Here is a 1,112-nt window from a genome sequence, read left to right on the forward strand (position 1 = left end):
CTAGGCCCTGTTCGTAGTTCAGATCAGTTGCCGCTGGTCACGATCGTGTGATTCCCCCCCGCCGGGGCGGGAGCGGGCGGTATCACCAGTGTGTGACACGCGGTGATGTGACCGATACGGAATGGGAACTGATCGAGCCTCACCTGCCGCTGGGAGTGTCGGGGCCGATCGGTGACCTGCGCAACCAATTCAACGCGGTGATGTGGAGGTTTCGGACCGGCAGCCCGTGGCGGGACGTACCGCCGTCTTACGGGAACTGGTCGACGATCTATGACCGGTTCCGGGCCTGGGCGGGCCGGGGAGTCTTCGAGAACCTGATGAACGCGATGATCAGTGAGGCGGCGGCCCGGGGCGATGTCGACCTGGACCTGGTCAGCGTGGACTCCAGCACCTCCCGCGCGCATCACCACGCCGCCGGCATGAGGGTCGCACCCGAACGCCTCCAGGAACTGGAGCGGGCCGTGGCCGAGGAAAAGGGGCTGCAGCAAAGGGGCAAACCGGGCCCGTAGAGCAGCAGCCCGAGGACGAGCCCGATCCCGAGCGCGAGCACCGGCGCCGGATACGCCGACGCCGCAAGGCCCGGCTGAAGGCCGCCGCCCTGGGCCGGTCACGAGGCGGGCTGACCAGCAAGATCCACCTGTCGGCCGACCGGCGCTGCCGTCCGCTGTCACTGATACTCACCCCCGGGCAGGCCGCCGACAGCCCCCGCTTCATCCCCGTCCTGGACAAGATCCGGGTGCGCGGACCGGTCGGCCGCCCCCGCACCCGGCCCGCGGCGGCCGCCGGCGACAAGGCCTACTCCTCCCGCGCCAACCGCACCTACCTGCGCAAACGCCACATCAAGGCGGTCATCCCCGAAAAGGCCGACCAGGCCGCCAACCGCAAGAAGAAGGGGCGGCGCGGCGGCCGCCCGCCCAGCCACGACGCCGACCTCTACACCCACCGCAACACCGTCGAACGCTGCATCAACAAGTTCAAGGAATGGCGAGGGCTGGCCACCCGCTACGACAAAACCCCCGAAAGCTACGAAGCCGGACTCCACCTGCGCGCAGCCATCATCTGGCTGCGCAGCCTCCCAGCCCCCTCATGATCTGAACTACGAACAGGCCCTA

1 pseudogene is annotated in these 1,112 nt (G+C 68.6%); it reads left to right on the top strand.

What is annotated here, in order from left to right:
• The first annotated feature begins 92 nt into the window (after positions 1–92).
• Positions 93–1,090: pseudogene (locus SM418_RS37945) on the top strand (IS5 family transposase).
• The last annotated feature ends 22 nt before the right edge of the window (positions 1,091–1,112 follow it).

It is taken from the genome of Actinomadura chokoriensis (assembly GCF_041463665.1).
In the GTDB taxonomy this organism is placed as follows: Bacteria; Actinomycetota; Actinomycetes; order Streptosporangiales; family Streptosporangiaceae; genus Spirillospora; species Spirillospora chokoriensis_A.